The following is a 24224-nucleotide window of genomic DNA, read 5'->3' on the forward strand; positions in this document are numbered from 1 at the left end:
CACTCCCAACTGGGTCCACACCTGCGTAGACGTTCTTCTCTTCATCGTATCCACGTGATCACCAACGCTAATCCGGCCCGTCCCGGTTGACGGAAGCGAGGCTCGGGTGTTCCGGTGGAGTCATGACCGATCACGGGGCCGCGGAGCTCGTCGCGGGCACTCGCGCGGAGCTCGCGGCCGCGGCGCGCGCCAACCGCTTCGTCGACATGCTGGAGACGGGCGAGATGCCCCGGGAACGCCTGATCTGGCTGGCCGGGGAGGAGTATCGGATCGTTGGTAGCGATCGGCGGAGTTTCGCCCTGCTGGCAGCACGGTTTCCGGATTCGTCGTCCGGTGAGCTCTTCCTGGGGCTCGCCCAGGGCGAGGCGCAGGCCCTGGGCCTGCTCCGGCAGTTCGCCGCAGAACTCGGACAGAGTGAGAAGAATCTCATGGCGTACGAGCCGAAACCTTGGGCGCAGGCATACCCGGCCTTTCTCGCGCAGAAGGCGGCGTTCGGGACGGCCAGCGAGGTCGCCTTGGCCATGCTGGCCAACCTCGAGGAGTGGGGCTCGTACTGTGCGCGCACTGCGCGGGCCCTCCAGACGCAGTACGGCTTTGCTGAGGACGCGGTCGGATTCTTTGACTTCTTCGCCGAGTCCCCGCCCGGCTTCGAAGAGCAGGCCCTGGATGTGATCGCGTCCGGGCTGGCGGCGGGTGACGACCCGGTCGAGGCCGCTCGCGCAGCCCGCCTCCTGCACGCCTACGAGACCGCCTTCTGGGACGTACTCGCGCAGGACTTGCCGTGACAGGGCGTCCAGCTACTCCTTGAGCGTGGGCAACTCGGCGGTGATGTCGACCAGGGTCCGCTCCTGCACGCCGATGAGCTGTTCGACGTCCACGGGCGGCCACTCCTCGCCGTAGTGCGCGTCCAGCAGCGTGGACAAGGCGACGAGGATCTGCTCCGGTGTGGGACGCTCCCCGGCGTCCTTGCCCAGGCAGCGGCTCACGAGCCCGAGCATGGGCGCGGGCAGGCGGGTGAGGTCCGGTTCGCCGTACACGATGCGCCCGCGGACCTTGTGGCCGGTGCCGAACGGTGCGGCTCCCGTGGCCGCGAAGACGAGCGTCGAGCCAAGGGAGAACACGTCGCTCTCCGGGTGGACCGGGTCGCCGAGGGCCTGCTCAGGTGACATATAGGCGGGTGTCCCGAGGATCTCGGTACGCGACAGGGGCAGCGCGTCCAGCGGCCTCGCGATACCGAAGTCGATGACCCTCGGCCCATCGGACGCCAGCAGGACGTTCGATGGCTTCAAGTCCCGGTGCACGATGCCCGCTCGGTGGATCGCGATCAGCGCCTCGGCGAGCCCCGCCCCCAGCCGGCACGCCGCCCGCTCGCGAAGCGGACCCTTCTCCCGGACGACCCTGGCCAGGCTCACACCGCGGATGTACTGGGTCGCCAGCCACGGCCGGTCCGCGTCAGGGTCGGCGTCGACGACGGGCGCCGTGTAGAAGCCGCTGACCGACCGCGCGGACGTCACCTCACGGCGGAACCGCTCCCGCCACCGCGGATCGTCCAGCAACTCCGGGCGGATCACCTTCACGGCGACGAGTCGCCTGCTGGGCGACGCGCCGAGGAACACCTCGCCCATCCCACCGGCACCGAGCCGGGCGACCACGCGGTACGGGCCGATCACATCTGGAAGTTCTGACTGCATGGACAAGGGGAGGATCCGATCATGGTGGGCCGCGCTCAATCGTGCCATGGGCGGACGCTCGTCCGGCAGTGCGAGGCGTTCAGGTCCAGGGCAGCGCGCTGCGTTCGGCCCAGTAGCGCTCCGGGGAGACGCGTAGTTCCGCCAACGCCCGCAGCTCCTCTTCACCAAGGGACAGCTCCGACGCCGCCAGGTTCGACTCCAGTTGGGCTGGGCTGACCGCGCCGATCAGGACCGTGCCGGCCCAAGGCCGGCTGAGTGCCGCCGCCAACGCGACCGCGTCCGGCTGCACGTCGTTCTCGGACGCGATGGCCAGCATGGCGCCGGGCGGCTGGACGGCGAGCCTCCCATTGGCCAGCACCTCTTTGAGCAAGACATGCAGCCCTGCGTCATGCGCGTCGCGCAGAGCGTCCTCGGCCGAAGTCTCCAGGACGTTCCAGGTCGACTGGACGGAAGTGAAGAGCCTCTGGCCGGAGACGTTCAGCGCCATCGCACGGCGGATCGTGTCGGCCTGCCCAGGGCCCGAGGTGGAGAAACCGACGCGGACGCCCTCGGCGCTGAGCTCAGCCAGGGCCTCCTGTAGGCGGATGTCCTGGAACAGTGGGCTCCCCTCCGTCAGAGAGTGGACCTGGTAGACCGAAAGGTGCCCGTCCAGCAGTTCGCGAGTCTCCCTGTACTGAGCGCGATAGCGGCCGAGAGAGTGCTCCTTGACCTCGTGCACCGCAGCATCGGTCTTCCACCCGCCGACGTAGGTGTAACCCCACTTGCTGGACACGGTCACGTCTTCAGGTTCGCGTGCGCTGAGCCAGCCTCCGAGGAACTCCTCCGCCCTCCCGTACGAGCGTGCCGTGTCCACCCATCGGATACCGGCCGCGTAGGCGTCATCGAGGACGTCCCAGGTCGCTTCGCGCATCAGGTCCACGCTCCGCTCCGGCGGCAGTTCGCCGGCCCGGCCCACGTTGATGTAAGCGGGCCGCCCCAAGGCCGCGAGCCCGATTCCCAAGCGCTCCATGGATCAAGCCTCGCATGCCGCGCTCTCTCTTGAAGACCGGGTCGATTGTCCGAGTTATCCGATAAATCCGCCTCGTGCTCAGGGGTTGTCCACAGAATCGCGTTCCGTGGCTCTCGGAAGTTCGCGTCCGCGAGGCTGAGTGGCGTCAAGTCGAACCCGCGACGAAAGGCACGGCAATGGCTGCGCAGATCGACCGCACACAGTACGGCGCCCACCAGTTCGCCGGTCGCCTGGGGCTCACTCGGTGGCAGTTGCGCGTGGGCCTGGAGCACGGCGTCCTGCCCGCCCCGGATCTGGACGGCGGCCGGTGGTCCGCCGACCTGGCCGAGAAGGCCGGGGAGGCCGGCAAGGAGGTGATCGCCAGGTTCGGCGACGAACCGCCGGTCGGCTCCTCCCGTGCGGCGGCCCGCCTGGCCGCCCGGGTGAGCCTCGACGTGGAACGGCGGGACATCGAGGTCCTGGTCGCCCAGGGCGCCCTCAACGTCGTCAGCACCTTCCGCGGGTATCCGGTGTACCTCATGCGCGACCTCGACCGGCTCGACCCGGAGACCGTCCGCGCCGTCGTCTCGACGAGGAAGGGTCCCCTCATGGACTCCGTCGACGCGGGCGGCGCGATGGCGATTCTCGGCTGGCCCCGCCGGACGTTCGACCGCGTCGCGAGCGAACGCGACCTCACGACGGACCGGCTCGGCCGGTACGCCCTCTCCGACATCCAGGCACTGAGGACGGACGACGGCCTGGCACGCGAGATCGCCGAGGAGAAACGGCACCTGACCCTCGTCAAGAAGCGAGAGTCCGAGGCCCATGTCGAGGACGTCGTCCGCGGCTGGATGCTGCGCTGCTTCGCCTACGTGGACGGCGACGCCGACCAGCCGCCCGACATCGCCCTCCTGAGCCGGGCCCTGCGAAGCCTCGGCACGCTCAGAGCCGAACTGGCAACCCACGAACGAGCCGCCTCCTGACACCTGCCGCGCCTGCCCGAATGAAGGAAGTGCCCTTGGGCACCCAAAGAACCCTGCCCGCCGCACGTCACCCGCGTCCGGCAGCCGGTCCAAACGATGGGACAGGCCCTGTCGCTCGCCCTGGTGGGGGCGCGGCGCAATGGAGGGCACCTTCACATGTGGAACACCCGTCCCCCCGGGGCCTGAGCAGCTCGAGGTACCAGGCTCGGATCGCCCGTTCGACGGTGTGCTTGTGGGGCGTTGGTGGGTGCGGGTGCAGGCTGGGAGCGTCGGCGGCGGCCTGAGGTGGGTGCGCTTGATGGGTATTGGTGTGGTGGGGCTGGGGTGGTCATGGTTAGGAGCGGCGGGGGGAGGAGCGGCGTTTGGAGGAGGGCTTTTCGAGCTTCTTGTGGCGTGCCAGGGCGGCGAGGAGGCGGTCGCGCGCCTCGGTGCGGGAGAGCGCCGGAACGTGGTTGGGCAGGCCGGAGACCAGGCTGGACGGGGCGGTGACCAGGCCGGTGTCGTCGATCGTCGCCCGGTCGCCCGTCCAGGGGCCGAGGAGGATCGCGGAGGCGCCGCCGGGGTGCCGGGTGAGGAGCGCCTGGATCCGGTCGGGCTCCTGGGTGCAGTCGGCCACCAGGAGGAGCCGGCGCGCCTGCGTCACGCCGTTGCTCTCGCGGATGGCGAGTTCGGTCTCCAGGTAGGCGAGGGCGGCGTCGAGGTTGCCCGGGATGAAGAGGCCGGCCGTGTCGTCGTCGAGCAGTTCGTCTTCGGCCAGCCCGAAAAGGGTGGTCGCGTCGGGACGCGGAATCACGACCAGGGAGTCGTCGCCGTGCTCGTCGAGGGCGGCCAGAGCGAGGACTCGCGCGGTGGAGACCGCGCCCGGGCCGCTCAACCCCGTGGCCGGGGCGGCGAACGGGTCGATGGCGGGGCGGTAGTCGAAGCAGGCGTGAAGCGGCTCCTCCTCGGGGAGGCCGAGGGCGGGCATGCCCGCGGCGGCGACGGCGTAGAGCCGGTGCCGGAAGGGGTAGCAGATCGCGGCCGCGGCGGGGATGAGCAGGCTCAGCAGCAGTACGGGCTGCAGGGAGGGGGGACGCGAGTCCATCTCGTCCGCCTGCCCACGCGTGCGTGTCGGCTTGGGGGCGGAGACCGCGGGAGGAGGAGGGAACTTCCGGTCAGGGGCGGGGGATTCACTGCGCGGGGGATTCGGAGGGGTGCTGCGGGGGCTCGGCTTCTCGAGCGGTACGGGGGAGGGCGGCTTGGACTCGGGCTCGGGCTTCCAGGAGCGCCGGTCCGCCCAGCGGGGGAGGTCCCGGCCGCGGCCCGGACCTCTGCGAGACCTCTTCTCGTACATCGACCGCCATGCCTCCTTGCACTTTTTCCAGTCGCCCATGCTCACGGTGTGACGGCAGATCGGCGGCACGGATCTGCGCGCCCCGGGTTCGGGATGCGCGGCGGCCTCCGAAGACGCGGTGGCTCCGATGGAGATCGCGCCGGCCATCGCGGTACAGCCCAGCACGCCGCAGGTGCAGCGAAGCCAGTCGCCGAGCAGGACGGCCAGCCTGGGATGGGCCAGAAAGCGGTTCATCTTCGCCCCGGGGGATCGCGTCGGTCACCGTGAGAATGCCGATCGTAGTCAATTTGGCTACGGAGCGTTGAACATTGCTCACACTCGACTGAACGATCCTTGGTAACGGGATGGTGGAGGAAATGCGCGTTATGTCCTGGATGTAAGTGAGAGAGGCGATGTGGCCGAGAGGACGTGGCGGCGCGCCGTAAATGGCGGGAACCCTCGGTGGTTCGGCCTGCTGGGCGCCTTTTCTGGCCGTGGGGCGGGACTTCGCGGGGATGGGTTCGCAGATGATGTGCCAGAGGTCGACTCTTCCGGAAGGCGGCGAGCTGGTATTCATGGGTGACCGCGCGGTGTTATAAGTCTCACTCGGTGTTATCGGGTCACGGAATGCGCACACGGAATGATCTTTGGCGGATTGTCCCTCGTGGGTGATTTGCCCTTCGGGGGCACGTGTCTGATAGGTGCGGTTCGTGAGTTGTCTGTACCGGCCGGATGACCAGGGCATATGCCCTGCCCAGGGTGGTCGGTGGTGTGGCATGGCGGCAGGGTGGAATCGTGAGCGCAGGCTCGGTGGCGGACGGGTGCGAGCAGAAGGCGGATGTCGGTGTGGGCCGTGATTTCGCCTCCCGAGGCGCGCCGCCCATCCTCTGTGAGTTGCGTGGTGAGTGCCGGTTCGGCCTCCTCCTGGGGTGCACCTGGAAGCCGATGCGTGGGACGACGGGGCGGCCGCGCGCCGTTGCCCACCGCACCGGCCCGCACCGGCCCGCACCGGCCCGCACCGGCCCGCACCGGCCCGCACCGGCCCGCACCGGCCCGCACCGGCCCGCACCGGCCCGCACCGGTGTGGTGAGCGCGGTTGCGGACAGGGTGTGCGTCCACGCATTCACTGCCGCACGTCACCGCCGTGCGACGGGCTCACGGCCGTACGACGGGCTCACTGCGACGGGGTGGGCTCATTGTGGTGGGGCGGGCTTGCCACTGCATGACGGGCTCAGCGATGCATGGCGGGCTTGCCCTCAAGGCCGGTTGGGCCCCGGAGCGGCGCTCGCTGAGCCTCCTGCCTGTTGAGCGTGGTGAGGGTGTTGGACGGTCTTGGCGCCGGGCGCGGCCGGCGCCGTCGTTGGACTGCTCCGTCGTGGCGACCCGCGCGCCGCCAGATACCGCTGGGGGGATGTCAGGCGGCTTGTGGGGGGTCTGCGGGGGACTTCAGGATGTCGTACATGCCCATGGGAAGGGTGTCGCCCCAGAGCCAGTCGTTGATCGTGCCGTCGAAGTCGGCGGGCGGGGCGACGGTGAGGAGGCGTGCGGTCAGCGGGGCGAGGGTGAGCTGGAACGGGCTCGGCGGGGTGAGCGGGACGCGGCGGGTGGTTCCCCAGAAGTCGTTGAAGTCGCGCTGGGTGAGGTCGAGCGCGGCGGGGATCGTGCGGTCGCGTCCGGCGGGGCCGGTGGCGAGCCAGGACCAGTGGTCGGTCAGGAGGCGGCGCGCCGCGGTGCGCAGGACGTTCAGGGCGGCCAGGTCGTGCGGGCAGGCGACGTCGGTGATCTGGAGTTCGGGGAGGCCGAAGCGGCGGAGGCCGCGGGTGCGCAGGCGGACGCAGGCGCACCCGTTGACGCCCTCGGGGTCCAGGTCGGGGTCGGCGGCCGTGCAGCGGCCGTTGGCGCGGAACGGCGGGAGGGCGTCGCCCAGCCAGCGGTCGGCGAGGACGAAGCGCGTGCGTTCGGCGTTGGGCGGGGCGAGGACGTGGCCGGTGACGAGATCGGCGGGGACGCCTCCGGTGGCCCTGGCGATGGCGTACGCGGCGGCGCGGGCCACCTGGGCGCTGCGGGGCTGGTCGGTGATCGGCGCGTAGGCGGTGATGACGGCGAACTCGGAGGCGTCGCGGAAGGCGTGAGCGGCCGGCCGGTCCTCCGGGACGGCCGCGCGGATCTCGCCCGGGTCCCAGCGGAGGGTGGCGGAGCCCTCCCGGGTGAGCCGCAGCTGCGGCGAGCCGAGCCGGCCGGCGATGTGGGCGTGGAAGGGGCCGGCCGCCGCTTCGCGGAGAAGGCCCGGGAGATCGGGCGGGATGCCGTCGGTGGCGACGGCGAACCGCGAGGTCGTGGTGGCGGGGACCGGGAACGTGATCGTGGCCATCGGGCCGCTCCTTCCGGGAGGGGACATCGCCAGCTTGCGCGCCCGCCCCGGGAAGGAGCACCAGAATCCGGTTCTGGGGATAACTCCGCGGTCAGCGCGGCCGGATCGCGCCGGGGGTGGTGCCGAAGCGCTCGCGGAACACGCGGGTGAAGTGGGCCTGACTGGCGAAACCGTGGCGGTGCGCGATCTCCGCGACGGTCGCCGCGGACGATGCCGGGTCTGCCAGGTCCGCCTTGGCCTTCGCCAGCCGACGGTCCATGACGTAGCGGACCGGTGTGAGGCCCTCCGGTTCGAAGACGCGGCTGAGGTGGCGGACGGAGATGCCCAGAGCGGACGCGACGCGCCGGGTGCTCAGCCCGGGATCGTGGAGATGCCGGTCGATGTAGTCCTTGGCCACAAGGAGGTGGAGTAGGCGGGTGGGGGACGCGGGGCGGTCACCGGCGTGCTCAGCGGTGAGCAGGCCGAGGAGTTCGAGGGCCAGGTCGTCGGCGTGGCCGGGCCCCTTGCCCGTCGTCAGGCCCAGGAGAAGCGACCGCAGTGTGCGGGAGGCGGGGGAGGGGCGCGATGCGTTGAGAGCGATCGGAGCGGGCAGAGCCGGCGCGCGGAAGTGCTCCGCGAACACCTCGCGCGGGACGTCCAGGAGGAGTTTCCGCATCGGGGTGGAGAAACCGAACAGGTACGGACGGGCCGTGTCGTAGAGGACGATGTCTCCCCGCGCCGACCGTCAGGCAACCGCCGGAGTGGAAGAAGACGGCCTCGCCCTTGAGGACGAGGCTCGCGAACACCGAGTCCTTGGGGAAGTCGCGGCAGATGCCGGGCGTCCGTTCGATGACGTGCTCGTTCCCCCGGATGTCGGCCAGGCGCAGCCCGCCGACGCGCAGGTTCGTCTGCCGGGCGAGCAGGCCGCCCTCGGCGTAGGACGAGCAGGTGAGCCCGACCAGCGCACGCGCGTTGTACTGCTCCCAGTAGGAGACCCGGTCGCCCGGCGGGACGTCCTCGGTCGATACGCGCGACTCCAGTACGGAAGCGGCCATCCCGACCTCCCTCGCAGGTGGGAGGTCGAGTCTAGCCAGCGTCCCTTAGCGGAAGAGTGAGTCGACGTAGTCGGAGCCAAGGCCGACCTTGTCGTAGTGCTCGCGGCACATCGCGATGTAGTCGTGGACGTCGAAGTAGCCTTCCGTGTCACCGTTCTCGTCGAGCCAGATGAGCGGGCCCTTCACGATGAACATCGTCTTCATCGGCTCGCCGCTCTCGTAGGCGACGAGCGTGTGGCCTTCGCCTGGGGCCTCGTAGATGAAGTCACCGGCCGTCGCCGTCCACGGGCGTTCGAGGTAGCCCCACTTGCCGGAGATGGTGTACGCGAACACCTCGTGCGGGTGGTAGTGCCTGTTCACCAGGCCGGCGCTGGTGGCGCGCAGGATGTCCGCCCAGGAGTTGTCCTTGACGTTGATCCAGAGCGGGCGCGAGCCGACGGTCTCGGTGAACGGCACGTAGTAGCGGTCGTCGTCGGTGGCGACCTTCGGCAGGTACACCTCGGGCAGGGCGTCCGGCTTCTGGGAGTTCTGGATCGGCTTCAGGCTCTTCCAGAACTCGGTGGTCGCGTCCTCCGGCATGGCTTCCTCCAGTTGCGTCGGTCCGTTGGTCGGCAGTGAACCGCGCAGGTCCGGCCGTGTCTTCCCGCTGCCGGACGTCCGGCGTTGCCTGGCCGGGACACCGGCGATTCACCGGACGGCCCGCCGCGACGTTCGGTAAAATCCTCGTCACCCGCAGTTAAGATCATCAAGAGGTGACGACATGTGCCGGCTTTTCGGGATGAGTACGGGAGGCCCCCGCGTCAGGGCGGCGCACTGGCTGCTGGACGCGCCGCGGAGCCTGCGCGCCCAGAGCCACCGCATGCAGCACGGCGCGGGCCTCGGCTGGTTCTCGCTGGGCGGCGAGCCCGTCCGCGACCGCGCGCCCGTGGCCGCGTTCGAGAACGCCGACTTCGACCTGCACGCGCGCAACGTCCCGTCCCACACGTTCGTGTCGCACGTGCGGGACGCGTCCGTGGGCGGGCTGACCGTGCGCAACTGCCACCCCTTCGTGATGAGCGACCGGCTGTTCGCCCACAACGGCGTGGTGAAGGGGCTGGACGTGCTCCGGACGTGGCTGACCGAGGTCGAGCACGCCCACGTCGCCGGGGAGACCGATTCGGAGCTGGTGTTCGCCTACCTGACGGCCGAGATCCGGCGCCGCGGCGACACGACGGCCGGGATCGTCGAGGCGGTGCGCCGGATCGGCGCGGAGCTGCCGGTGTTCGCGCTCAACCTGCTCGTCGCCGAGTCCGGCCGCCTGTGGGCGCTGCGCTACCCGGAGAGCAACGAGCTGTGGGTGCTCTCCCCCGGGCGAGGCGGGGTGAGCGAGCCCGGACGCCCCTCCGGCGGCCCCGGCCCGGCGGAGGGCGGCCCCGTGCCCGCCGTCGTCATCGCCAGTGAGCCGATGGACGACGATCCCGGCTGGCGGCTCCTGGAGCCCGGTGAGCTGCTGGTGGTCGACGGGCTCGCCGAGGAGTCGCTCTTCCCGTTCGCGCCGCCGCGGCATCCGCTGCGCCGCTCGGACCTGTCCGTCCGCGAGGCCGCCTCCCAGACCACCGCCGCCTCCCAGGCCGCCGCCTCCCCGACGGCCGCCGTGGCGCGGGTCCAGGGCGCGGAACCGCCCGTGCCGCGACTGGAGCGGGTTCCGGTCCGGGTGCCGCTGCAGGCGGTGATCGTGCGGAACGGGCGGCCGCCAGCGGTTCCGGACCCGTCTGTCTAGCTCCGACACGCCGTTCACCACGGATAAGACCAGCTTCGGCCGAATTCGCGGTGATTCGCGCGGCATCGACGGCGTAATCAGGGGGAATGTGTACGTTGGGGAGATCAACACTGCTGTGAGCTGCGGGGACGGGCCCCGCCGCCCAGCCTTGGAAACAGGAGGTCCCCGTGGCTCGAACACTGTCGAGGGGCACCCGTGTCACCGGTGCCGAACGCACGCAGCTCGCCGCCGAGCTCGCCCCGCGCTACGCGGCCGGTGAGAGCATCCGCGACCTGGCGGCCGAGACCGGCCGGTCGTACGGGTTCATCTACAACGTGCTGAAGGAGGCGGGAGTGCCGCTGCGCGGGCGCGGCGGCAACACCCGGCGCAAGAAGGCCTGACCCGCTCCCGAAGACCAGGAAAGACCAGGCAAGACAAGATAGGCCGAGAAGGAAAGAGCACATGGACGGACGTCCCCCTCGCCCCCCGGGGGGACCCCGTGCGCTAAGGACGGCGGAACGCCCCGGTGACCTCGGAGCGCCCGTTCAGGCTGGCGAGGTCCGCGGCGGCGCGCCCGGCCACCCAGCCCTCGTAGTTGGAGACGGAACCCGCCCGCCCTTGGGCGAGGTTCGGGAACATCGTGTCGACGGCCTGCTCGACGGCCCGGTCGCGCGCCGCCAGTACGGGAAGAAGATCCTTCCCGCCGGCGCCCGCGGCCGCCCGGTCCGCGGCCCCGTCGGCGGCCTCGCGGAGGCGCTCCCCGATGCGGGACGCGTACGCGTTGAGGAAGGCGTGCCGGAACGACCGCGTGCGTGAGCGTCCCCGCGCGTCGCGCCGCGGACCCGCGTGCACCATGGCGGACGTCGCCTGGACGAGCAGCGACGTGAACAGCATCTCCACCGCGGCCAGGTCGGCCGGGAAGCCCAGGACCGTGGAGAACCCCAGCTCCCGATGCCAGACCGCGCGGCAGCGGTTCGCGTCGGCCACGACCGTCAGCAGGACGGCCTTCGGCGCCTCGTAGGGGTTGTCCACCGCGATGCGACGCCCGGCGGGCCCGCCCATGTCGCCCGTCTCCGCGGCCAGCAGCACATGGTCGATGCTGTGCCGCGCGATGAGCTCCTGTGCGCGCGCGCTGAGCGCCTCGGCCTCCTCGGGGAACTCGGTCGACTCGGCCTTGGCGAGCAGGGCGCGGACCTTGCCGAGCATCCGCTGGTCGACGTCCCGCATCGGCTCCGACGGGGGCGCGCCCGTCCCGGAGGAGCCCGAGCCGGGCGGCGGTGCCAGGGGCGGGAGCTTCGGCAGCGTCTCCAGTAGGTGGACGAGCTCGATCGCCGTCGCGATGTAGTCGGCGCGTTCCACGCCTTCGCGGTCGCACCATTCGGCCGGGTGCGCGTCGTCGTCCGTCCACCAGACGGTGGCGTCGAGGGAGGCGAGCTGCTCGTGCCAGAGGGCGTCCACGGTGGTGGCGGAGTAGGCGCGCATCTCACCGGCGATCGCGTCCGCCGCGAGCCCCGCGTGCAGGGCGGTGCACCGGCGGGAGGCGAACCTGACCACGTCGGCGGGCTGCCAGCCCCGGTTCCACGCCGTGCTGACGCCCTGCCGCAGGCGGCCGGCCAGGTGGCGGTCGGCGCTGAGCGTCCACCGCGGTGTGCCGGGCCCGTGCTCCAGCTCGGCCACGAGGTCTTGGAAGGCCGCGCCGTCACCCCGCGCCAGCGCGGTGACCGCCTCGGTCACCAGAGCACCGGCGCCGGCGGCTTCGGCCGCCGAGTCCGAAACGGGCTCCGAGGACGACTCCGGCGATCCGGGACCACCCCGCCGCCACGACTTCCACACCGCCACTCCCACGGTCTGACTGCACGGGCACACAGCATCCTGCCATCCGCGCCGGCCCCGCTCGGCCGCCAGTGGGACGAATCGCGGCATTGAGCGGAGACCGGAGGCGGCCTGGAGCGTAGACGGCATGAGAGGGCCCCGGCCGCCGGGGCCGGGGCCGCCTCTTCCGGCTGGACGGCTACGGGCCGCCGTGCTTGTCGCCGCGCATCTCCTCCACCACGACGCTCTGGTACGCGCGGGAGGTGTCGGGCACGTAGCTGAGCCGTGCCAGGGCCTTGCCCTCGGGATCCCTGATCTCGAAGTGGTAGCCCCGGCCGGCGTCGCCGACGTGCGCCACGGCCTGGTCGTGCCGGAGGCGGCACATCGTGTCGACCTTCTCCAGCGCCACCTTCAGGCTCCCCGCGTCGCTGATGAGCCGGGCCGGCTCGCTCGTCTCCCAGATCTCGAACATTGATCGTGTCCTGTCGGCGGTCGGTCGGAAGGAACGGGCGGGGCATTCCAGACGTCGGAGACAGCTTGCGCCCCATTGGTGGATCTTTCAATCAGTTCAGGTATCGGATTGATCACCATTCGAAGTTGTCCGGGCTCACAGCGTCATGTCCGCATCTGGCGGCGGACCAGTGGTTCCCCGGGCGGCGTCCCGATCGATAAGGTCGGCGGCACGTTACCGAATGAGATTCGGAAGGGGTCGGGGTGGAGTACCGGGTCGTGTCCATCGTCCGAGACCACGCCCGCGAGCGGGGCACGGCGCCCGCCGTCACTGGGGACGGGCGGACCGTGAGCTACGCCGAACTCGACGAGCGCTCCAGCCGGGCCGCGCAGGCCCTGCGGGCGGCGGGGCTCGCCCCCGGGTCGCGGGCCGCCTACGTCGGCAAGAACGCGCCGGAGTTCTTCGACCTGCTGTTCGGCGCGGCGAAGATCGGCGCCGTGACGGTCCCCGTGAACTGGCGGCTGACCCCCGCCGAGATCGCGGCGATCGTCGCGGACGCGGGCGCGCCGGTGACCGTGCTGGACGCCGAGTTCGCGGACCTCGCGGACGCGCTGCCCGGCCGCGTCGTCCTGACCGGCGGCGAGCACGAGCGCTGGCTGGCCGGGCAGCCGGCCGACGACCCCGGGTTCACGGGCGAGCCGGACGACATCGTCGTGCAGCTCTACACCTCCGGCACGACCGGGGTTCCGAAGGGCGTCCAGCTCAGCAACGCCAACTTCGAGGTGGGCGAGCGGATGGCCCGCCGCTGGCGGCTGGACGGCTCGTCGGCGAGCCTCGTCCCGATGCCGCTGTTCCACATCGGCGGCTCGGGCTGGGCGCTGGCCGGGCTGTACGCGGGCTGCCGGCAGGTGCTCGTCCGCGACATCGACCCGGCCGCGCTGGTCGACACCTTCGAGCGGGAGCGGATCACGAACGCGTTCATCGTCCCGGCCGTCCTGCAGTTCATGTGCCAGGTGCCGGGTGCGGCGGGACGCGACTACTCGGCGCTGCGCGCGATCACCTACGGCGCGTCCCCGATCACCTCGGAGGTGCTGCGCCGCGCGCTCGACACGTTCAAGGCGCCGCTGTTCCAGCTCTACGGGATGACGGAGACGACCGGCGCGATCGTCCAGCTCGAACCCGAGGACCACGACCCCGAGGGCCCGCGCGCGCAGCTGATGCGCTCGGCCGGACGCCCCTACGACTGGGTCGAGGTGAAGATCGTCGAGCCGGGCGGGGACGCCGAGCGCGCGCCCGGCGAGGTCGGCGAGGTGCTGACGCGCTCCCCGCAGAACACCCCGGGATACTGGAACCGCCCGGAGGAGACGGCCCGGCTGCGGGCCGGGGACGGCTGGCTCCGCACGGGCGACGCCGGCTACCTCGACGCCGAGGGCTACCTGTTCCTCACCGACCGGATCAAGGACATGATCGTCACCGGCGCGGAGAACGTGTACCCGATCGAGGTCGAGGAGGTCCTCGCGGCCCATCCGGCGATCGCGGACGTGGCGGTCATCGGCGTCCCGGACGAGCGCTGGGGCGAGACCGTCAAGGCCGTCGTCGTGCTCGCGCCGGGCGCCGCGCTGACCGGGGACGAGGTGCTCGCCTACGCGCGCGAGCGGCTCGCGGGCTTCAAGCGCCCGCGCTCGGTCGACTTCGTGGACGCGCTGCCGCGCAACCCCAGCGGCAAGATCCTCAAGAAGGACCTCCGCGCGCCCTACTGGGACGGGCTGGGCCGCACGATCGCCTGAACGCCGCCCCGGCCCGCCCCGGCCCCCTGGCCCGCCTACGCCTCGACGGTGACGACAGTCTCCTTGGCGTCGGGCTCCAGGAAGCGTAGGAGCGCCTCCCCTTCCTTGGTCAGCGCCTTGACGGCCGCCTGGGGGAGGCGCTCGAAAGGCCGCATCGTCAGGGTGGCGACCTTTCGCTTGTATTCGGTGTCCCAGATGCCGCGAGCGAAGCCGTCCCAGAGGAAGACGGCGCGGACGCGCAGGTTCTTGGTGGTGAGCATGGGCCGGTCGGCGTCGGAGATGACGCGTCTGCGATCCGCGTGCGCCAGGACGAGGCTGTCGAACTCGGGCAGGAACCGCGCCGGTGCCGGCACGTCCTCTCCGGGACGCGGCGCGTCCGGCAGGTCGAACAGCTCCCGGCCCTTGTCGTCGGCGAAGATGCGGAGGCCGGGCCGCAGGCGCTCAAGGGCCGCACCGGCGGACGCCAGGCCCGACCACGTCTGGGCGTCGGCGGCGGAGGCCGGCCCGTAGGCCGCCAGGTACCGGAGCATCAACGCGTCGAGCGCCGTCTCCGCGGACGGCTCGGATCCCAGCCAGCCGCCCGCGAGTGTGAACTGCGCCGTACGCGGAAACCCCCATCTGTCCTGTGTGGGGACCATCACCAGCGGCACGCACAGCCGGACGGCGTAGCCGAGGGCGCGGTCGTTGACGTCCGGGAACTGCTCCTGGAGCAGCGCACGGACCTCGTTGAAGGTCCGAGGGCCGTCCGTGAGCAGCGCGCCCGCGGCGGGCACGACCTCGTCCAGATTCAGCCCCTTGGCGCGGTCGCCCAGGACGCGCAGGGCGCCGTCCAACATCGGCTGGAGGGTCGTACGGAACGCCGTGTAGTCGTCGCCTGTAACCAGATGCAGTGTGGCCCGCATCATGGTGGCCCGGACGAGCGCACGCTCGTGCAAGGCCGTATGGACATCGGACGCCTGGAAACCGTCCAGGCGCGACCACAACCCCAGGAACGGCGGCTTGGGCTCCTGCGCCTGCATGCCGCCCAGCCGCGCCACCGCCTCGGTGACCGGGACCGCCTCCCGTGCGAGCAGCATCTGCCGCGCCAGTGTCGCCCGGTTCAGGGCCCGGATGCTCAGTGTCTCCGTCACCCGTCCAGCATGCCGGGATCCCCGGGCCGCGCGCACCGGCCCCCGAACCCGCCCCCGCCGCCGCGCCCCGCCGCCCCGAACTCGATCACGGAACCGCTGGATTCGCCGCGCACTAGAGATATATCGTGACTTCGCGACATATCGCGAGTGGGAAGGATCGATGATGTCCGCGGAACAACGCGCGCAGGGCCGCCGGGTCCGGGAGCGGCTGCTCGACCTGATGTTCGTGCGCGGCCGGATCGAGGACGTCCGGCCCGCGCCCGGCCGCATGCGCTGGATCCGGGTCGGCGGCGTACCCGGCCTCGACTGGACGCCCGGCCAGCAGGTCCGGGTGCACGTGGCGGACATCACCTCCGCCCGGACCTGGGTCAGCGGGGCCGTCCGCAACGCGCTGCGCACCTACTCGGTGTGGGAGTACGACGCCTCCGCCGGCGTGCTGGAACTCTGTGTCATGGACCACGGCGAGGGCGGGCCGGGGGCGCGCTGGGCGCGGGCCGCGCGGCCGGGGCAGGAGGTCGTCTTCGGCCGGCCGGAAGGGGCCTTCGGCCTCCGCCCCGGCGCCGCCTTCCACCTGTTCGCCGGCGAGGAGACGGCGTCCGTCCCGTTCGGCGCCATGCTGCGGGCCACTCCGCCGGACGCGGCCGTCCACGGTGTGATCGAGGTCTCCGGGCCGGCGGACCGGCTGCCGCTGCCGCGCGCCGGCGAGCTGACCTGGCGCCATCGCGGGGGCGCCTCGGCCGCCTCCTCCGCGACGCTCGTGGCGGCCGTGCGGGACCTCGACCTCCCGGCCGAGCCGGGAATCGCCTACGTGGCCGGGGAGGCACGCACCGTGCAGGCGGTCAGCGCCCATCTCGTCGGCGACCGCGGCTGGCCCCGCGGATCCGTGCTGGTCAAGCCGTTCTGGACGCCCGGCAAGCGCGGGATGGAGTGACGCTGGAACGATCGACAGGGGCGGGGGTTACGGGGGGATATTTCTTGAAATGCACGTGCATCAGCCCTTGCACCTGCACGCCATCCCTAGCAGGATGATCCCGGACCCCCGCACGTGAACTCCCCGGAGATCGCGATGAACGCACACTTGAGCGACAGTGACCGACAGGCGCTGCGGCTGGCCCAGGATCTCCGCGAGGAGATGCGGGCCGCGCTTCCGCAGCTGCCGGCCGCCCCCTCGGTCTCCCCGTTCGTCGACCAGTCCGGGATGCCGAGCGTCCTGCTGAAGATGGACGCGGAGACCGCCCACGCGCTCATGGCCCTGCTGGCCGAGCGCCGTGCGGGGCAGCAGGGCCTGCCGGCGCCCGAACCGCGCCGAGCCGACGGCTCCCACGTACCGCCACCTCCGGCCCAGGCCGTCCCGGCGGCGCAGGGGCCCATCGTGGCGGCGGCCGGCCCCTACGGTGAGGGCGCTCACCAGGGTGCCCCCTACCCGGGCGCCGGGTATCCGCAGCCGGCGTACCCCGAGCCCGCCTATCCGGAGCCGGCGTACACGGAGACGGCGTACCCCGCACCCGCTTACCCGGAGCCCGTCTACACGGAGGGGCCGTTCGTCCCGCCGCAGCCGGGGGCTCCGGTCTTCACCGGCGGCACCGGGCCGACGCCGCTCGTGCCGACGGTCTACCCGACGCACTGATCCAGCCGGTCCCTCCGACGCCGCGGGCTCGCCCGCGGCGTTCGTCGTGTGCCCGGCCATGGCTCGACCAGGCCGGTGCCGTCGCGGACGCCCGGCCCCGCAGGCGTTCCAGGCCACCTCACTCAGGCTTTACCTGCGCTGGGGGGATGCTTGGAATGCCCGTTGCGGTGGGGGTGTTCTTTAGGGTGTCGCGGTGATGCTGTGGCAGTCGGCTACAGCGTTCTCCTCGGCCCTCTGCCCGGTCTCTGAGGCGGTGCGGCGCGCTCGCGCCGGCCGCGATCCGGGACCATAAAGATCGTTCTTTGCGGGGCGGACGCCTCGCAAGCCCGATGGCAAAGGGGCTCCGGTCCAGTTCCCGGGAAAACGATCTACCTGGGCAAAGGTAAAGAAAACGGCGGTTTGGCGAAAGTACGGTAATGCCGTATATAGTCAACCGCAGGTCAGGCCAAAGAACCCTTGACCTGGCCAATCGCATAGCCGTCGCCTCCCGCCCGCCAGGCGGGAATCCTCGCGCCGAACCGCGGTCGTCCCATGCACCGGCCGCGCGTACCCGGGATGTGCCCATGAGCCCCCGGCCCGGCGTTCCTTCCGTTTGATCCAAGCCCGTGTCCACGCATGCCCGAGAACGGTCGTGCGCATCTGAGCGCGGGCGCGGTCCACCATGCCCGTGGATCGTTCCAAGCGGGTCCTTCACCGCGGCGGCACCTCCCGAGTCCCGAGTCTCGGAGCCGCTTCCCCCTGCCCGGAAACGGGCGCGACGCCACCCGGCGGAGCGCCCCCCGGCGCGGAGCGGCAGCCCTGTACCCCGAACGAAGGAAATCAATGCAGCAGCGAGCGATCAACGTCGTCCTGACCGGCGTGACCGGCACCGCCCTCGCGGGCATGCTGGTGGCCGGCGTCGCAGCGGCCAGTGATGACTCCGCTCCGGACAAGCAGTTCCTGTCGCAGCAGGCCGTGGCCTCGCAGGAGCACAAGACCTCCCCGAAGAAGACCTTCGACAGCAGCGAGAAGGGCGAGGCCAAGGCCGGCTCCGAGGCCGGTTCCAAGGCCGCGGCCAAGCCGGACGCCAAGCGCGAGAAGACCGGCCCCAAGGCGCTGCTGAGCGGCAAGACCACCGCGTCCTACTTCTGGGACGACGGGTCGGGCGTCAACGGCGACACCGGCGCCCCGGCCGGCGGCAAGCCGATGCAGAAGGGCCTGTTCGCCAGCCCGAGCTGGCCCATGCACACCAAGGTCAAGGTCACCTACAAGGACCGCAGCGTCACCGGCTTCGTCGGCGACCGCGGGCCGGGCAAGCCCTCGCACCGGGGCGTCATGCTCGACCTCGACACCTACACCTTCCGCTACCTGCTGGACGGCGAGAAGCCCAAGAGCAAGTACAACGCCGGCACGGGTGAAGGCCACCTGAAGGGCGTCAAGTGGGAGGTCCTCTCCTGGGGCGACGGTGCCGGCAAGAAGGGCGCCCCCCGGCCTTTCGGCTCCTGACCCGAAGGCATTGAAACCGCTTCGCGGTAATGCGTGAAGCGGCTCACACAAGGAAAAGGCCGCGGCCGGGTCGTGAGCCCGCTCACTTCCGTTCGTCCGGCCGCACATAGACCCGGCACAGGGCTGCCGGTGCATGGAGGACGGGGATTCCCCGGTATCGCGAGATCACCGGGGAATCCCCGTTTTCAGCTCTCCGGGGCCCTCCCGCGCCAGCTCCCTCGACAGCGCCCGCGCCGCGGTGCGGACGGCCGGCGCGAGCCGGTCCAGGTCCAGCCGGCACACGTGCCCGGTGATCGAGATCGCGGCGATGGCGCGCCGCCGCCGGTCGAGGATCGGCGCCGCCACTGCGGACACCCCGGCCTCGGACTCCTCGCGGTTGACGGCGTAGCCGCGGTCGGCGGTCCGCGCCAGCTCGCGCCGCAGCAGCCCCGGCATGACGATCGTGTGCGGGGTGTGCCGGGCGAGGCCGGCCGCCAGGACGTCGTCCAGCCGCTCCGGCCGCCCGAGCGCGAGGAACAGCTTCCCGGTCGCCGTGCAGTACGCGGGCAGGCGGCCGCCCACCCGCGACACGATCGGCATCGACCGCCGCCCGCTGACCTTCTCCAGGAACAGCGTGTCCGTCCCGTCCAGGACGGCCAGGTGGATGTTCTCGTGCGTCGCCTCGTACAGGTCCTCCAGGTAGGGCAGCGCCGCCTCGCGCAGGCCCCGCGGCCGGGGCGCGCGCTGGCCCAGCACGAACAGCCGCATGCTCAGCCGGTAGCCGGCGTCCGTCCGCTCGACGCCGCCCCAGCGCACCAGCTCGCCGAGCAGGCGGTGCGCGGTCGGCTTCGGCAGCCCGGTGCGGGCGGCGAGCTCGGTGAGGGTCAGCTCGGTGTCGGCGGAGCCGAAGGCGTCCAGCAGGCTGAGCCCGCGCGCCATCACCGACCTCGGCGGCTCCCCGCCCGCGGCACGACCGTCCATGTCCCGATGGTGTCCGCCCCCGCCCCGGTCGGCAAGGGCCGGCGGCGGGGTCACGGCCCCCGTCACCGGCCCGCCCCGCGCGCCGCCCGGCGATCCGCGGCGTGCCCGGTGATGGGGGCCTCGATGAGCAGGGGCGCGGCCAGGTCCTTGACGCCGGCGACCGCGTCCCGCAGCTCGTCCGCGGAACCGGCGCGCACCGCGCCGATGCCGAACGCCCCGGCCGCGCTCCGCCAGTCGATCGCCGGGGGACCGAGGTCCATCCCGACGTAGCGGCCGTGCCGCGCGGACGGCCCGCCGCCTTCGTCCAGGGTGTCCTTGAGCGTCCGGTACTCCCCGTTGTTCATCACCACGAACGCGACCGGGACCTCGTACCGGGCCGCGCTCCACAGGCCCTGGACGCCGAACATGGCGCACCCGTCGCCGAGCACCGCGACGACCGGGCGGTCCGGGTCGGCCATCCGGGTGCCGATCGCCGCGCCGATGCCCCAGCCGAGACCGCCGCCGACCGTGTGGACGTACGAGCCGGGCAGGTCCTGCCGCAGCACGGCCCGCAGCAGCAGGCCGGCGGTGATCGCCTCCTCGACCACCACCGCCCCGTCCGGCAGGCCCGCCGCGACGGCGTGCGCGGCGGCCCGCGGATCGAGCGGGGCGGGCCCGTAGGCGGCCCGCGCGGCCGCCTCAGTCGCTTTGCGCGCGCGGGCGTGCGCGGCCCCGAGCCGCTCGGCCCGCTCCCGCGCCGCCGGAATGCGCCCGTCCAGATGCTCGGCCAGCGCCCGCAGCGTCCCGGCCAGGTCTCCGGTCAGCCCGTGCCGGACGGCGAAGTTGCGCCCGATCTCGGCGGGGTCCTCGTCCACCTGCACGACCGCCAGCCCGTCCGGGACGGCGGGGCCGGGCGTGTAGTGGTGCGGCATGAACGCGTGGCAGCCCGCGATGAGCGCCGCGTCATGCCCGGCGAGCACCTCCCGGACGGCCGCGTTGCGCGGCGCGAGCATCCCCGCGTACAGCGGATGCCCGGTGGGGAAGTCGATCCCGTCGTTCATCGGCTGGTGGTGGACGGCCGCGCCGAGCCGCTCGGCCACCGCCACCAGCTCCGCGACCGCACCCGCCCGCCCGACGCCGTCGCCGGCGATCACCACGGGCCGGTCCGCGTTCGCCAGCAGCGCCGCCGCCTCCCCGGCGTCGGCCGGGCCGGGGCCCGTCACCGGGGACCGGGCCGGCACCGCGACGCCGGCGTCCTCGGCGAGCAGGTCCATGGGCACCGACACCAGCACCGGGCCCGCCGGGGGACGCGCCGCCAGCGCGAACGCGCGGCGCAGCACGATCGGCAGGTCGCGGGCGTGCTGCACCTCGACCGCCCGCTTCACCGCCGCCGACGCGAGCCCGACCAGGTCGCCCGACAGCATCGGGTCCTGGACGAGGTGCCGCCGGTCCTGCTGGCCCGCCACGACCACCATCGGCGTCCGGGAGCGCAGCGCGTTCAGCATCCCGATCAGCCCGTTGGCCACGCCCGCCGCCACGTGCAGGCTGACCAGGGACGTCCGCCGGGACGCGCGCGCGTGCCCGTCCGCCATCGCCACCACCGACGCCTCCTGCAGGCCCAGCACGTAGTGCAGGCCCGGAGCCTCCGCCAGCGCGTCCATGAGGGGGAGCTCGGTCGTGCCGGGGTTGCCGAAGATCCGCGTCACGCCCTCGTCGCGGGCGATCTCCAGCAGCGCCTCGATCGGCCTCATGTCCCGCCCTTCGCTTCGACGTCCAGAGGTTCGGGGGTTCGGAGGTTCAGTGCATGGCGGACCCGCCGTCGACGTTGATCGTCTGCCCGGTGAGGAAGCCGCTGCCCTCGCCGCACACGTACAGCAGCGTGGACACGAGGTCCCCGGGCTCGGCCACGGCCCGGACGACCTGCAGGTCGCGGACCCGCTCGAACCCGCCGTCGGCGCCGGTCGTACGGGCGGCGGTCGCCGTCCGGGTGAGGCCGGGCGCGATCGCGTTCACCGTGATCCCGTGGGCGCCGACCGCGCTCGCCAGCGCCCGGGTGAACCCGACGAGCCCGGCCTTGGACGTGGTGTAGGCGACCAGGTCGGGCGGGCCGAGGAACACCACGGCCGACGCGATGTTCACGATCCGCCCCCAGCCGGCGGCCTTCAGGTGGGGGAGCGCGGCGCGGGCCACCAGGAACGGGCCGTCCAGGTTCACCCGCATGATCCGGCGCCAGTCCTCCAGCGCGGTGTCCTCGAACTCCAGCGGCGGGTAGATGCCCGCGTTGTTCACCACGATGTGCAGGCCGCCGAACCGGTCCGCGGTCTCCTGCACCGCCGCCTCGACCTCCTCTGGGTCGGTGACGTCCGCCCGCACGGGATGGAAGGCGTCGCCGACCAGCTCCCCGGTGCCCGACATGTCGGCGAGGTCGAGGCCCGCGATCCGGTGCCCGCGGGCCGCGAGGGCGACCGCGAACTCCCGCCCCAGCCCGCCCGCCGCGCCGGTGACGAGCGCGACCCGCCGCGTCCCGGCTCCGGACGTGCCGCCGGACGCGCCGCCGGACGGCGGGCCGCTCATGAACGGCGTATCGGTCATGCAGCGCAGCGTGCGCCACCCCGCGCACCCCGGCAAGGGCGCGTTTTCACTGGGTGAAACGGCTTCCTTGTGGCGCCGTGCTCCAGGTCACATGCTCGCCGCATGTCCGTACGAAAGCCCGCGGCCGAGCCGGCCTCGGAGAACGGCGGGGACGACCGGGACGGCGCGGACGGCGCGTCCGGCGGCGCGCACGGCGCGTCCCGGGGGCACCGGCTCAGGACGCGGCGGCCCGTCCCCGACGAGGCCGCCGTCGTCGGCGTGCTCGTCCTCCTGGTCCTCGGCGTCGGCCTGCTCAAGCCGGACTTCCTGCAGACCGGGAACCTGCTCACCACCGCCCACAACTCCGTCTACGTCGGGCTGATGGCGTGCGGGATGGTGTTCGCGCTCGCCATGCGGGAGGTCGACCTGTCGGTCGGCGGCATGTACGCGATGGGCATCGTCGTCGGCGCGCTGCTGATCCGCGACGGCTGGAACCCGTGGCTGGCGGCCCTCGCCGTGCTGGCGCTGTCGGCGCTGCTCGGGGCGGTCAACGGCGCGATCACGACCTACCTGCGGCTGCCGTCGTTCATCGTCACGCTCGCCACGCTGATGCTGCTGCGCGGCATCGGGCTCGCCCTCGCCGAGGGCAAGCAGGTCACCGACCTGCCGCAGGACCACGCGTTCTTCAGCGTGCTCGGCGGCGGGGAGTCGCTCGGCGTGCCGAACGCGGTGTGGGTGTTCGCCGCCGCCGTGGTCGTGCTGACCGTCGTGTTCACCCGGACGAGGTTCGGCGCCCGGGTGCGGGCCATCGGCTCCAACCCCGAGGCCGCCGAGTTCGGCGGGCTGCCCGTCACCCGCACCCGCATCGCCGCGCTGGCGCTGTCGGGCCTGATGGCGGGCGTGGCGGCCGTCCTCGCCCTGGCGTTCTTCATCGCCGGGGACCCCACCATCGGCCAGGGCTACGAGCTGACCGCCATCGCCGCGGCCATCATCGGCGGCACCCCGCTGAAGGGCGGGACCGGCTCGGTCGTCGGCGCCGCGGCGGGCACCCTCATCCTCGGCGCCGTCACCGCGGCGCTGGTGTTCTTCGAGGTCCCGATCAACTGGACGACCTTCGCGACCGGCGGCGTGATCCTCGCCGCCGTCGGCGCCGCGCCGCTGCTGCGCCGCGTCCGTGACCTGCGTTCCCCAGGGAGGAACCCATGATCCCGCGTCCCCGCGGGCCCGTCGCGGCGGCCGCCGCCCTCGTGCTCGGCGCCGCCCTCGCCACCGCGTCCTGCGGCGACGGATCCGGCTCCGGCGGCCAGAGCGGACGGCTCAAGATGGGCATCGCCGTCGCCAACTACAGCCTGAACTTCGCCCGCGAGATGTACGAGGGCGCGACCGAGGCCGCGAACCGGGCCGGGAACATCGACTTCAAGGTGGTCGGGCCGCCCAACACCGACGGCCCCGCCGAGCAGCAGCTGTTCCAGAACCTCACCGTCACCCACCCGGACGGGATCGTGCTGGAGAACCTCGACCCGCCGATCTTCACCCGCCCCGCCGCGCAGGCCGTCGACAAGGGCATCCCGATCGTCGCGCTCGACACCGCGCCCACCGACGGCAGCAAGGTCACCTTCTACGTCGGCAACGACAACTACGAGCTCGGCGGGATGCTCGCCGAGGCGACCGTGAAGAAGCTCGGCAAGGACGCCAAGGGGAAGGTGGTCGTCGGCGTCCCGAACCCGGGCACGCCCGTCCTCGACAGCCGCGCCAAGGGGATCAAGGACACGTTCGCGCGGCTGGCGCCCGGCATCCGCGTCCTCGGCCCGTTCCAGACCTACAGCGACCCGGCGCAGAGCTACGGCGCCTGGCAGTCGCAGGTCAACGCCAACCCCGACGCCCTCGCCTTCCTCGGCGTCGGGGACGCCGACAGCTACAACCTCGGCCGGCTCAAGGAGCAGAAGCACGGCAAGTACCTCACCGCCGGGTTCGACGTCGACCCCAAGACGCTCGAGTACATCAAGAAGGGCACCAACTTCGCCGGCATCGACCCCGAGCACTACCTCAAGGGCTACGTCGCCACCTCGATCCTGATCTCGTCGGTGCGGAAGAAGGACGGCAAGCTCCCGGACGGCTGGTTCAAGACGCCGGGCCTGGTGATGGACGCCTCCAACATCAACGACATCATCAAACGGCAGCAGTCGGTGCAGAACGCCTACCAGTGGTACAAGCCGCACCTCGACAAACTCCTGGCGAACCCCGACGCGAGCATGCGCCCGCTCAAGGAGGCGCGCTGATGCCGCGGCGGAGCCGCGCCGGGGAG

General features: G+C 72.2%; 22 protein-coding genes and 1 pseudogene. 10 read left to right on the forward strand and 13 right to left on the reverse strand.

All coding sequences use genetic code 11. From position 1 onward, the window contains the following. Window positions 1–122 precede the first annotated feature (122 nt). Window positions 123–785 carry a transcriptional regulator gene (locus HUT06_RS18100; RefSeq protein WP_176196818.1) on the forward strand — a complete coding sequence of 221 codons (663 nt, stop codon included), beginning with the start codon at window positions 123–125 and terminating at the stop codon, window positions 783–785. 12 nt (window positions 786–797) lie between these two features. On the opposite strand, the gene HUT06_RS18105 is transcribed toward HUT06_RS18100, so the two are convergent. Next, window positions 798–1691, reverse strand: a complete 894-nt coding sequence (locus HUT06_RS18105) for a serine/threonine-protein kinase (RefSeq protein ID WP_217711337.1) — start codon at window positions 1689–1691, stop codon at window positions 798–800. A 79-nt stretch (window positions 1692–1770) separates the two neighbouring features. Then, complete coding sequence (locus HUT06_RS18110) at window positions 1771–2700, reverse strand: aldo/keto reductase (protein WP_176196820.1); 930 nt, start codon at window positions 2698–2700, stop codon at window positions 1771–1773. A 176-nt stretch (window positions 2701–2876) separates the two neighbouring features. Between HUT06_RS18110 and HUT06_RS18115 the strand changes: the two genes are divergently transcribed. Beyond that, window positions 2877–3662, forward strand: a complete 786-nt coding sequence (locus HUT06_RS18115; protein ID WP_176196821.1) for a hypothetical protein — start codon at window positions 2877–2879, stop codon at window positions 3660–3662. Between the two features lie 334 nt (window positions 3663–3996). Here HUT06_RS18115 and HUT06_RS18120 read toward each other — a convergent pair whose 3' ends face one another. The 5 genes and pseudogenes from HUT06_RS18120 to HUT06_RS18135 form a co-directional block, all read right to left on the reverse strand. Beyond that, window positions 3997–4746 (reverse strand): hypothetical protein, encoded by a 750-nt coding sequence (locus HUT06_RS18120; protein ID WP_176196822.1) that lies wholly within the window; start codon window positions 4744–4746, stop codon window positions 3997–3999. A 1642-nt stretch (window positions 4747–6388) separates the two neighbouring features. Continuing rightward, window positions 6389–7345 carry a hypothetical protein gene (locus tag HUT06_RS18125; RefSeq protein ID WP_176196823.1) on the reverse strand — a complete coding sequence of 319 codons (957 nt, stop codon included), beginning with the start codon at window positions 7343–7345 and terminating at the stop codon, window positions 6389–6391. Between the two features lie 91 nt (window positions 7346–7436). After that, a complete protein-coding gene (locus tag HUT06_RS45605) occupies window positions 7437–7742 on the reverse strand; it encodes a helix-turn-helix transcriptional regulator (RefSeq protein WP_368407030.1) in 306 nt (101 codons plus the stop codon). 105 nt (window positions 7743–7847) lie between these two features. Further along, a pseudogene (locus HUT06_RS45610) lies at window positions 7848–8054 on the reverse strand (hypothetical protein); the annotation flags it as partial. Between the two features lie 370 nt (window positions 8055–8424). Beyond that, window positions 8425–8958 (reverse strand): 2,4'-dihydroxyacetophenone dioxygenase family protein, encoded by a 534-nt coding sequence (locus HUT06_RS18135; RefSeq protein ID WP_176196824.1) that lies wholly within the window; start codon window positions 8956–8958, stop codon window positions 8425–8427. A 181-nt stretch (window positions 8959–9139) separates the two neighbouring features. Between HUT06_RS18135 and HUT06_RS18140 the strand changes: the two genes are divergently transcribed. Together HUT06_RS18140 and HUT06_RS18145 are read left to right on the forward strand one after the other, a co-directional pair. Then, complete coding sequence (locus HUT06_RS18140; RefSeq protein ID WP_217711339.1) at window positions 9140–10138, forward strand: class II glutamine amidotransferase; 999 nt, start codon at window positions 9140–9142, stop codon at window positions 10136–10138. A gap of 167 nt (window positions 10139–10305) precedes the next feature. Next, window positions 10306–10518 (forward strand): helix-turn-helix domain-containing protein, encoded by a 213-nt coding sequence (locus HUT06_RS18145; protein WP_176196825.1) that lies wholly within the window; start codon window positions 10306–10308, stop codon window positions 10516–10518. Between the two features lie 103 nt (window positions 10519–10621). Here HUT06_RS18145 and HUT06_RS18150 read toward each other — a convergent pair whose 3' ends face one another. Next, window positions 10622–11851 (reverse strand): DUF2786 domain-containing protein, encoded by a 1230-nt coding sequence (locus HUT06_RS18150; protein ID WP_176196826.1) that lies wholly within the window; start codon window positions 11849–11851, stop codon window positions 10622–10624. A gap of 277 nt (window positions 11852–12128) precedes the next feature. Further along, window positions 12129–12401, reverse strand: a complete 273-nt coding sequence (locus tag HUT06_RS18155) for a hypothetical protein (RefSeq protein ID WP_138640786.1) — start codon at window positions 12399–12401, stop codon at window positions 12129–12131. 242 nt (window positions 12402–12643) lie between these two features. Here HUT06_RS18155 and HUT06_RS18160 point away from each other — a divergent pair, with 242 nt between their 5' ends. Continuing rightward, window positions 12644–14167, forward strand: a complete 1524-nt coding sequence (locus HUT06_RS18160) for a long-chain-fatty-acid--CoA ligase (protein WP_176196827.1) — start codon at window positions 12644–12646, stop codon at window positions 14165–14167. Window positions 14168–14202: 35 nt separating this feature from the next. Here the strand turns inward: HUT06_RS18160 and HUT06_RS18165 are convergent, their stop codons facing one another. After that, window positions 14203–15297 carry a winged helix DNA-binding domain-containing protein gene (locus tag HUT06_RS18165; protein ID WP_254715245.1) on the reverse strand — a complete coding sequence of 365 codons (1095 nt, stop codon included), beginning with the start codon at window positions 15295–15297 and terminating at the stop codon, window positions 14203–14205. A gap of 160 nt (window positions 15298–15457) precedes the next feature. On the opposite strand from HUT06_RS18165, the gene HUT06_RS44610 reads away from it, so the two are divergent. The 3 genes from HUT06_RS44610 to HUT06_RS18180 all read left to right on the forward strand — a co-directional run bounded on the left by HUT06_RS44610 (window position 15458) and on the right by HUT06_RS18180 (window position 18409). Further along, window positions 15458–16228, forward strand: coding sequence for a siderophore-interacting protein (locus HUT06_RS44610; RefSeq protein WP_254715246.1), 771 nt, complete (start codon window positions 15458–15460; stop codon window positions 16226–16228). 147 nt (window positions 16229–16375) lie between these two features. Further along, entirely contained in the window at window positions 16376–16924 is a 549-nt protein-coding gene (locus tag HUT06_RS18175) for a hypothetical protein (protein WP_176196829.1), read from the forward strand. Window positions 16925–17746: 822 nt separating this feature from the next. Continuing rightward, complete coding sequence (locus HUT06_RS18180; RefSeq protein WP_176196830.1) at window positions 17747–18409, forward strand: hypothetical protein; 663 nt, start codon at window positions 17747–17749, stop codon at window positions 18407–18409. 165 nt (window positions 18410–18574) lie between these two features. Here the strand turns inward: HUT06_RS18180 and HUT06_RS18185 are convergent, their stop codons facing one another. The 3 genes from HUT06_RS18185 to HUT06_RS18195 all read right to left on the reverse strand — a co-directional run bounded on the left by HUT06_RS18185 (window position 18575) and on the right by HUT06_RS18195 (window position 21940). Continuing rightward, window positions 18575–19369: an IclR family transcriptional regulator gene (locus HUT06_RS18185; protein WP_176196831.1), complete on the reverse strand. Its 795-nt coding sequence runs from the start codon at window positions 19367–19369 to the stop codon at window positions 18575–18577. Between the two features lie 62 nt (window positions 19370–19431). Then, window positions 19432–21099 (reverse strand): thiamine pyrophosphate-binding protein, encoded by a 1668-nt coding sequence (locus HUT06_RS18190; protein ID WP_176196832.1) that lies wholly within the window; start codon window positions 21097–21099, stop codon window positions 19432–19434. A gap of 46 nt (window positions 21100–21145) precedes the next feature. Further along, on the reverse strand, window positions 21146–21940 hold the full coding sequence (locus HUT06_RS18195) for an SDR family NAD(P)-dependent oxidoreductase (RefSeq protein ID WP_217711340.1): 795 nt from the start codon (window positions 21938–21940) through the stop codon (window positions 21146–21148). A gap of 102 nt (window positions 21941–22042) precedes the next feature. Between HUT06_RS18195 and HUT06_RS18200 the strand changes: the two genes are divergently transcribed. Both HUT06_RS18200 and HUT06_RS18205 read left to right on the forward strand, forming a co-directional pair. Continuing rightward, window positions 22043–23125: an ABC transporter permease gene (locus tag HUT06_RS18200; protein WP_176196833.1), complete on the forward strand. Its 1083-nt coding sequence runs from the start codon at window positions 22043–22045 to the stop codon at window positions 23123–23125. Beyond that, complete coding sequence (locus HUT06_RS18205; protein WP_176196834.1) at window positions 23122–24198, forward strand: sugar ABC transporter substrate-binding protein; 1077 nt, start codon at window positions 23122–23124, stop codon at window positions 24196–24198. Before HUT06_RS18200 ends, HUT06_RS18205 begins: the two co-directional genes overlap by 4 nt. Window positions 24199–24224: the final 26 nt, after the last annotated feature.

Origin of the sequence: Actinomadura sp. NAK00032, assembly GCF_013364275.1 — a bacterium.
GTDB lineage: Bacteria > Actinomycetota > Actinomycetes > Streptosporangiales > Streptosporangiaceae > Spirillospora.